The organism is Roseateles sp., assembly GCF_036404855.1.
GTDB lineage: Bacteria > Pseudomonadota > Gammaproteobacteria > Burkholderiales > Burkholderiaceae_C > Pelomonas.
In genome coordinates, this window is record NZ_DASWYS010000351.1 from 1 (window position 1) to 9,018 (window position 9,018).

At 68.2% G+C, this 9,018-nt stretch carries 8 protein-coding genes; all 8 read left to right on the top strand.

Annotated features, from left to right (window positions below):
- Window positions 1–556: flagellar basal body P-ring protein FlgI (locus tag VGF12_RS23410; RefSeq protein ID WP_331178452.1), on the top strand; the 556-nt coding region annotated here is incomplete at its 5' end.
- A gap of 2 nt (window positions 557–558) precedes the next feature.
- Window positions 559–888, top strand: coding sequence for a hypothetical protein (locus tag VGF12_RS23415; RefSeq protein ID WP_331178453.1), 330 nt, complete (start codon window positions 559–561; stop codon window positions 886–888).
- A gap of 22 nt (window positions 889–910) precedes the next feature.
- Window positions 911–2,248: a flagellar hook-associated protein FlgK gene (gene flgK, locus VGF12_RS23420; RefSeq protein WP_331178454.1), complete on the top strand. Its 1,338-nt coding sequence runs from the start codon at window positions 911–913 to the stop codon at window positions 2,246–2,248.
- A gap of 13 nt (window positions 2,249–2,261) precedes the next feature.
- On the top strand, window positions 2,262–3,152 hold the full coding sequence (flgL, locus tag VGF12_RS23425; RefSeq protein ID WP_331178455.1) for a flagellar hook-associated protein FlgL: 891 nt from the start codon (window positions 2,262–2,264) through the stop codon (window positions 3,150–3,152).
- The gene (locus tag VGF12_RS23430; protein WP_331178456.1) at window positions 3,152–4,213 is read left to right on the top strand and encodes a hypothetical protein; all 1,062 of its coding nucleotides are present in this window, start codon (window positions 3,152–3,154) and stop codon (window positions 4,211–4,213) included. The genes flgL and VGF12_RS23430 overlap by 1 nt, the downstream gene beginning before the upstream one ends.
- Window positions 4,214–4,242: 29 nt before the next feature.
- Window positions 4,243–4,764: a PilZ domain-containing protein gene (locus VGF12_RS23435; protein WP_331178457.1), complete on the top strand. Its 522-nt coding sequence runs from the start codon at window positions 4,243–4,245 to the stop codon at window positions 4,762–4,764.
- A gap of 187 nt (window positions 4,765–4,951) precedes the next feature.
- Window positions 4,952–5,836 (top strand): flagellin, encoded by an 885-nt coding sequence (locus tag VGF12_RS23440; protein WP_331178458.1) that lies wholly within the window; start codon window positions 4,952–4,954, stop codon window positions 5,834–5,836.
- Between the two features lie 159 nt (window positions 5,837–5,995).
- Window positions 5,996–9,018 (top strand): CDP-glycerol glycerophosphotransferase family protein (locus tag VGF12_RS23445; RefSeq protein WP_331178459.1); only part of this gene is annotated, 3,023 nt, incomplete at its 3' end.

Here is a 9,018-nt window from a genome sequence, read left to right on the forward strand (position 1 = left end):
GAGCAGTCCCAACGTCACGCTCAGCCTCAAGCGCCCCAGTTTCGAGACGGCCACTCGCATCGTGCAAGCCGTCAATCAGCGCTTCGGTGCCGACATCGCCACGACGCGCGATGCCACCAGCGTGGAGGTGCAGGCGCCGCCTGAGCCCACCCAGCGCGTGGCCTTCATCGCTCAACTGCAAGGTCTGGGAATCGAGGCCGGCAACGCGTTGCCCAAGGTCGTGTTCAACTCGCGCACCGGCACGGTCGTCATCGCTGAAGGCGTTCGGGTGCGCCCCGCCGCGGTCTCGCACGGCTCGCTCAGGGTGGTCATCAGCGAGCGTCCCCAGGTCAGCCAGCCCAATGCCTTCGGCCAGGGCCAGACCCAGGTGGTGCCGCAGTCGCGCGTGGCGGTGGACCAGGGTAGCGGCCGCATGCTGCGCTGGCCGGCGGGCGCCAGCCTGCAGGCCATCGTCGACACCATCAACAGCATCGGCGCGAATCCCGACGACATCATGGCCATCCTGCAGGCGCTGGACCAGGCGGGTGCCATCGACGGCGAACTGCAGGTAATCTGACCATGAAACTCGACAACGCCCTGCAAGCCCAGGCCCCGGATGCCGACGCCCGGCTGCGCCAGCGCGCCACCGATGCGGCCGTCAAGTTCGAAGCCCAGTTCATCAAGCAGATGCTGGGCCAGATGCGGAGCGCGACCCGCGAGCTGGCCGACGAGGACAGCCCGCTCAAGAAGAAGACCAGCGAGCCGATGAACGACCTGGCCGACGGCCTCGTCGCCGACTCCCTGGCGGGCCAGCGTGCCTTCGGCATTGCCGACCTGCTGCTGAAGCAACTGCTGCCGGCGCCGGATTTAAGCGCTGGCGCTGCCGCGTCGCCTTCCTCTGAGAAGTAGGCCCAGACACGAGGCAGTCCCCATGAGCATGATCCACAACGCCCTGTCGGGCGCCATCGCGGCGCAGACGGCGCTGAACACCACCAGCCAGAACATCGCCAACACGGCCACGCCGGGCTACACCCGTCAGGGCGTGCTGCTGACCTCGCGCCAGGCCCTGGCCGGTGGTTTGACGGCGGCCGGCAACGGCGTGCAGGTGTCGTCGCTGATCCGCTTTGCCGACAACTACAAGTCGCTGCAGATGTGGAAGGCCGCCTCCGAGCTGGGCCGCTACGACGCCGGCCAGCCTTATCTGAACCAGCTCGAGTCGGTGATGTCGGACGACACCTCGAACATCAACAACGCGCTGGACGGCTTCTTTGCATCGCTCAACGCTGCCAGTGTGCAGCCTGACTCGGCAGCGCTGCGCTCCCAGGTCCTCACGTCGGCGGACACCCTGGTCAAGCGCATCGCCAGCCAGCAGCAACTCTTCACGACGCAGCACAACGCGCTGAACGACCAGCGCGGTGCGGCCATCAGCCAGATCAACGGCTACACGACCGACATCGCGCTGCTGAACCGCCAGATCGCTGCGGCCCAGGCCGGTGGTCTGAACACCTCGGGCCTGCTGGATGCGCGTGACCAGCGCATCGACTCGCTGGCCTCCCTGGTCGGCGTGCAGGTGGTGGCCCAGGCCGACGGCACGGTGAACGTGTCCTTGAACAACGGCCAGCCGCTGGTCGTGGGCAACGACGCCGCAGTGATGAGCCAGAACGGCAGCGCGCTGGAGCTGCGCTTCGCCAACACCACCTTCGGCGTGGCCAGCCAGGGGCTGGGCGGCCAGCTTGGCGGCGTCATCGACTATGAAAAGCAGGTGCTGGAGCCCATGCAGACCACGGTCAAGGAACTGGCCGCGGGCATCGCCACGCTGTTCAACAACCGACTGGCCGCAGCCGGCGGGCCGCCCCTGTTCGTCCTCAATGGCAGCCAGCTGGAACTCTCCACGACCATCACCGCTGCCACGTTGGCGTTCGCGGCGGCGGGCGAGGGGCCTGGCGGCGGCGGCAACCTGACCGAGCTGATCAAGCTGAAGGACAGCACCATCGTCGTGACCCAGTTCGAAAGCCAGCCGACGGTGCTGGGCGACATCTACACGCAACTCGTCGGCACATTGGGCGTGCGCAGCCAGCAGAACCAGGCGGCCCAAACCACCGCCCAGACCGTGCGCGACCAGTCGCAGGCCAATTGGGCTTCCACGAGCGGTGTGAACACCGACGAGGAGGCCATCAGTCTGATGCAGTACCAGCAGATGTATCAGGCCAACATGAAGGTCATCGCTGCCGCTGGCAAGCTCTTCGACAGCACGCTGGCCGCCTTCTGACCGGAAAGACACCATGCGCATCGCTACCAGCCAGTACAGCCAGACCATGAACACCGCCCTGCAGACGGCCAACGCCGGCCTGACCAAGGTGATGAGCCAGATGGCGTCCGGCAGCCGCGTCCTCAAGCCCTCGGACGACACCATCGCCACCGTGCGCCTGGCGCGCCTGTCGCGCGAAGAGGCGGCGCTGAGCCAGTACCGCAGCAACATCACGGCGCTGACCACGCGGTTGCAGAACAACGAGACCACGCTGGGCAGCATGCAGGAAGACCTGATGATGGTGCGCGACCTGATGGTCTGGGCTGCCGACGGTTCTTCCACGCCTGAGGATGTGAAGGCAATGGCCACGTCTCTCGAGGCGCTGCGCGACAGCCTGTTCTACAGCGCCAACACACGCAACGCCGAAGGGCAGTACATGTTCTCGGGGACCGCGTCGAACGTGCAGACGCTGGAACTGACTGCAGGGAGTTACAGCTTCGGCACCGGCGTCGACACCCAGCCCCAGCAGGTGGCTGTGGGCGACGGCGTGACCATCGCCGCCAACGTGTCGCTCAAGGAGTACGGGCTGGACGTCTTCCTGAATGGGCTTCAGACCGCCATCACGGCCTTCAGCAGCGGCACCTACACCAGCGGCACGGCCAGCACGCAGATCGACGCCGCCGATGGCCTGCTGAACTTCCTCAGCAGCCAGATCGCCCAGCAGGGCGGCCGCCAGAACGTCATCAACACGCTGGACGACAACCATGCTGCCGTCAGCCTGTCCAACAAGGAAGCCACGCTGGCCCTGGGCAAGGTGGACTACGCCGAGGCCGCCATTCAGCTGAACAGCTATGAACTTGCCGTTCAGGCGACGCAAAAGGCCTATGCCCGCGTCAGCAACCTGAGCCTGTTCGACGTGCTCTGATGCCTGCGCTGCCGGCCATTCCCGCCCTCCAGAACCAGCCGACCCGCGCCGCAGGCCGTTCCTCCTCGGGGCGGGCACTGGCGCCCGTTGCCACCACGCCGCGCGCGCTCACCCCCGCACGCGCCCAGGCCGTCGCCGCCCAGCCGCTGCGTCCCGCTGTGGCTGGTGATATCGCGCGCGAACCGGGGGCACAGCAGCGCGTCGGCGCGCTGCAGCAGGGCCTGGCCTACGCCCAGAAGCTGGACGCTTCTCTCCAGCAACTCAAGAGTGGCCTGAGCCTGACGCTGGCGCGCAACCTGCCCGCCTCCGCGCTGGACCTGCAGGCCCGCGTGGACGGCATCGGTCGTCTTTGGCAGGCTCGCGAAGGCGAGGCTGCGGGTCAAATCGATGCCCGCCTGCAGGCCGTACCCGAGGGCCGGGTGCCGCAGCGCGAGTTCAGCCTGCGCGGGCTGGACGGCAACAGCCTCGCCGCTGCTGGCGCCGAGACCTTGCGTCTGACATTGCCTGGCCAGGGCCGCGCGCTGAGCATCCATCTCGATGGGCAGGGGCTGGACAGTCATCTGCGTGCCGTGACCCAGGGTTTGGCCGGCCTGGGTGTGCAGACCCGTGCGCAGGCCGATGGCGGCGTGGTGCTTGCGGTGTCCGAGACCCGCTGGCCAACGCTGAGAGACGGCCTGCAGCTGCGCGGCGACGGTCGTCGCTTCCCCAGCGGCCAGCCCGTGCGCGCAGTGTTGGACGCCAAGCCCGATGCCTTGCAGCCCGCCAGTTGGCAGGTGGAGGGTGCCGACGCTCAGCGCGCCAGTTTGGCCCGAGTGGTGCAGGCCCAGCAGCAACTGGGCCAGGCGCGCCAGGCGCTGAGCCAGCGCCTTGAAGCTGCGTCCGCAGCGGCCCCCGCGCCCAACGCGGCCGAGGCCGCCACCGTTGCCCGCCTGGCCCGGCACTTCGCCGAGGCGGGGCAGGGCGCGCCGCTGGACTATGAACAGCTGTCGGCCCTGTTGCCTGCCGTGTCCGGTGTGCATCGCGCCCGTGTGGATCAGCTGCTGGCGGCCGGCGCGGCCTGAGGCCGACGGGACCGCCATTCGGGTCGGCTGTGAAAGGCCTCTCTCTCTTCCGTCTGGGTTCGCGCGCCAAACCGGCTGCGGCCGCTGAGCCACTGACAGGCCAGGCCGGCATCGACGCCGAAGCCATCGATCCAACATTCCTTGCCCAGGGGCGGGCGGACGAACGTCGCAGCACGCCGCGCCGCGACGTGCCGCTCGGCCCGACCTTCCGCGCCGAGTTCACGCTGCTCACCAAACCCCGCAGCTTCAACGTCGAGGACCTGTCGCTGGGCGGGCTGGGGCTGCGCGGTGCCGTGGACCAGGGGCAGGGCATCTTCGTCGGCCAGAAGCTGGCGCAGGTGCGGCTGGTGCTGGTCGGGCATGCCGCACTGGTCACCGATCTCGAGGTTCGCTCCTATCGCTTCCATCGCTCCTTTCTGATCGGTGAGCAGTTGCATGTCGGCTGCAGCTTCACCGACCTCGGCCTGCAGGCTGAGCAGGAGCTCAAGGACTTGCTCGCCACGCTGGCGGAACTTCGCGGCGAATTCGGCAGCGACCCCGCCGACCGCTGAAAGTCGGCCCGGGCCGTGGGCGGCCCCGTCAGGCGTGATGGATTGCACGCCAGGCGCCGCGAATGCACAGAAATCGAATTTGCTGCGCATCGGACTTAAGTTCCCCGCCGAGGTTGCCGCCCTGTGCTGTTGAGGGCAGGAAAGCTTGCCCCGCCAAGCAGATCAACCCACCCTATTGGAGCCCCCCATGCTGAGCCTGAACACCAACGCATCGGCCCTGTCCACCCAGTCTTCGCTGAGCAAGACCCAGTCGGCCCTGTCCACGTCGATGTCCCGCCTGGGCACCGGCTTCCGCGTCAACTCCGCCATGGACGACGCCGCCGGCCTGCAGATCGCGACCCGCCTGAAGGCCCAGACCAGCGGCATGGCCGTGGCCATGAAGAACACCCAGAACGGCATCTCGATGATGCAGACCGCCGAAGGCGCGCTGGACGAAGTCTCCAACATCCTGGTCCGCATGAAGGACCTGGCAACCGAATCCTTCACGGCCTCGACCACCGCAGACGACAAGACCGCGATGCAGGCCGAGTACGCCGCGCTGGGTCGTGAACTGGCCAACATCGTCAAGAACACCTCGTTCGGCGGCAAGCAGCTGTTCAGCGACGGCACGACGACCAACGGCACGGCCGGCCAGCTGAGCAGCAACGTGACCTTCCAGATCGGCGCCGCTTCCGCCGAAACGATGGACGTGGACCTGGGCACCAGCATCAGCAACCTGGCTGGCGCCATCAGCACCGTTTCCGCCAGCTACTCGGACACCACCGGCACGGCCCTGGGCACCGAACTGACCGCCGGCGCCAACTCTGTCATCGACAACCTGGCCACCGCACTCGACAAGGTCGGCGCCCTGCGTGCTGACCTGGGCGCTGCGTCCAACCGCCTGGACCACGTCTACAACAACCTGCAGAACATGAGCACCAACACCAAGGCTGCCACGGGACGCATCATGGACGTCGACTACGCGACGGAAACGTCCAACATGACGACCAAGCAGATGCTGATGCAGGCCAGCACCTCGATGCTGAAGCAGGCCAACAGCATGTCCGGCATGGTCATGTCGCTCCTGCAGTAATGGCTCGGTCCGGCACGACAAGCCGGCAAGCGTGAAAAACCGGGCCCAGGCCCGGTTTTCCTTTTTGGCCTTCGCACGGCGTGCGCTGACTTTGCAGGGATAGTGACGGCCGATTGGCTGCCGCTGCCGGCATGCACCCCAAATGCTCAGGATACTCGTATGAATGTTGTCGCACCACGGACCACTCCGACCCGTCAGGGCCTGAAGGCCCGGCAAGCCGGCGAGGCCGGCCGCAAGGCGATGGCCGCACGCCAGTGGGACAAGGCGACCGCGCTGTTCGAGTCCGCGGCCAAGCTTGCGCCCGATGCGACCGAGTCCTGGCTGAACCTGGTGGAGCTGGGGCTGACCATGGGCGACGCGGCGCGCGCCGAACAGGCGGCCCGGCACCTGCTGGTGCTCGCACCCAACCACACGCAGGCGCATCTGCTGCTGCTGCAATGCCTAGAGTTGCAGGCCAACTGGGCGGGTCTGGCGGTGGCTTGCGAGCAACTGCCGGAATCGCTGCGGCGTGATCCGCAGGCCATGGAGAAGCAGGCGCTGGCCCTGTTCCGCGCGCATCGGCCCAAGGACGCCGTGCAGGTCTGCATCGACACCTTGCAGCTCGATCCCAAGCGGGCCGCGACGCACTACCGCCTCGGCCTGGCGCTCAAGCAGCTGGGCATGGACGCGCAGTCCGCAATCAGCTTCGAGACGGCCAGCCTGCTCGCCGCTGACGGCAAGCAGGGCTACGGCGTGCTCGCGCAGAGTCTGCTGGTGCACCAGCTCGGGCGACTGGCGCGCTGGGAGGAGCTGGAGCAGCAGGGCGCGCGCCTGCTGGAGCGGCTGGCACGCGCGGACATCGGTATCCCGCCGTTCGCGCTGCTGGCGCTGCCGGCCAGTCGCGCGCAGCATCTGCAGGCCGGCCGCCTGGAGGCGCAACGCCTGTCGCGCGGCCTGCAGCCGCTGCCCCCCGTCACTGCCGCCGACGTGCACAAGCCCAGGCTGCGTCTTGGCCTGCTGTCGTCGGACTTCTTCAAGCACGCCACCGTGACTCTGGTTGTGGAGCTGCTCGAGCTGCTGGACCGCGAGCGCTTCGAGGTCTTCCTCTACTGCCACAGCCCGGTCGATGGTTCCACGCAGCAGCGGCGCATTCGCGCCGCTGCTGACCATTTCCGCGACGTCAACAACGTCAATGACGCCGAGGTGGCGCGCCTGATGCGCGAGGACGGCATCGACATCGCCATCGACCTCAAGGGGCACACCGAGAACGGCCGGATGCAGGTCCTGAGCCAGCGACCTGCCCCGGTGCAGGTCAGCTTCCTCGGCTATCCCGGCACGACCGGTGCTGATTTTCTGGACTACGTCATCGGCGACCCGGTGGTGACGCCGCTGGAGCACCAGGACGGCTACTCCGAGCGCATCGCGCAGATGCCGAACAGCTACCAGCCCAACGACCGCCAGCGCTCGCCGCTGCCGCCGGTGGACCGTGCCGCTCTGGGGCTGCCCGCCGGCGTGCCGGTGCTGTGCTGCTTCAACCAGACCTACAAGATCACGGCGGAGATGGCCGACCTGTGGGCGCAGATCCTCAGCGGCAGTCCGCAGGCCGTGCTGTGGCTCCTGAACTGGAACGAGAGCGCGAGCAAGGCGCTCGTGGCAGAACTGAGCCGGCGCGGCGTGGCGGCCGAGCGCCTGATCTTCTCGCCGCGGGTCTCGGAAACTCTGAACGTGGCGCGGCTGCAAGCCGCCGACCTGTTCCTGGACACCTGGCCCTGCAATGCGCACACCACGGCCAGCGACGCGTTGTGGGCAGGCGTGCCGGTGCTGACCGTGCCCGGCGAGACCTTCGCGTCGCGCGTGGCGGCCAGCCTGGCCCATGCCTGCGAGTTGCCCGGCTTCGTCTGCGCTGACGCGCAAGCCTATGTGGAGCGAGCCATCGCGCTGACGCAGGGCGACATGGTCGAGTTGCGCGCCGCACAGGCCCGGTTGCGCGCCCGGCGTACCGAGCTGCCGCTGTTCGACGCGCCGCGCTATACCCGCGACTTCGCGGCACTGCTGGAGCGCATGTGGGCGCGTGCCGAGGCAGGTCTGGCGCCGGAGCCGCTGCCGGCCGCCGTCGATCCCGTGCCGGTCACGACCGCACCGATGACGCCACCTGCACCGATGGCGTTCTCGCCCGCCGATGCGCTGAACCGGCAGATTGCAGCGGCGCTGGCTCCGCCCATCGCCGCGCCGGCCGACGGCCTGGCGCAGCGCGTGGCCGAGCTGGAAGCGAGCAACGGCCAGTTGCTCGCCGCCATCGACACGCTGGTGGACAACATCGTGCAGCTGCGCAACGACGAGCTGCGCGGGCTCGACCAGCGTGGCCGCGAGCAGGGTGCCAAGATCGAGGAGCTGCAGGCCCAGCTCAACCTGGAGCGCAGCAACCGCGACCTCGCCGACGTGTCGCGCATGCACCCCAAGGAGCGCATCGTCGTCTTCGTGGGCGGCACCTACTTCGGCAATAACGTGAAGTACGCCTGGCTGGCAGCGCAGGCACAGGCTGAGGCGCTGCAAGCCGAATGCTGGTTCCTGCCCATGGACGAAGCCCAGGCCGAGCTGGTCGCGCAGACCGGCGGCCCCTGCTTCCCCGTGTCGCCCGCAGACTGGACCGCCGCGCACCTGCATACCGCGCTGGCCGCGGCCGTGGCCGTCATCGATGACCACTTGCTCAACAGCAACCCCTACGCTGCTGCGCTGCTGGCCGGGGCCCGCCAGGTGCAGTTGTGGCATGGGGTGTCCGTCAAGGAGATCGGCCTGCGCAACCTGGCCGGGCTGGGGCGCATGTCGCCGCATTTCGCCCGCGTGCTGCGCACCTGCGGCCCGTTCAGCCGCCTTGTCGGCACGTCGGCGGGACAGGAGTCCGAGTTCCGTCGCTGGTTCGCGTTCGGGCAGTACGCGCCCATCGGCTACCCGCGCAATGACGTGCTGCTGCGCGAGCCGACCGCCCACGATCTTGTCAACGTGGACATGGACGTCTATCGCCGGGCCCAGGACTTCCTGAGCCGCGGCCGCAAGGTGATCCTCTACGCGCCCACGTTCCGTGACGGCAACCCGGGCTGGCTGCTGCAGGCTGGCCTGCCGGAGCTGGCCGCCGCCATTGCCGCCAACGGCGACCTGTTGGTCGTCAACCTCCATCCGGTCGAGCAGCCCCTGGTGCCCAAGCT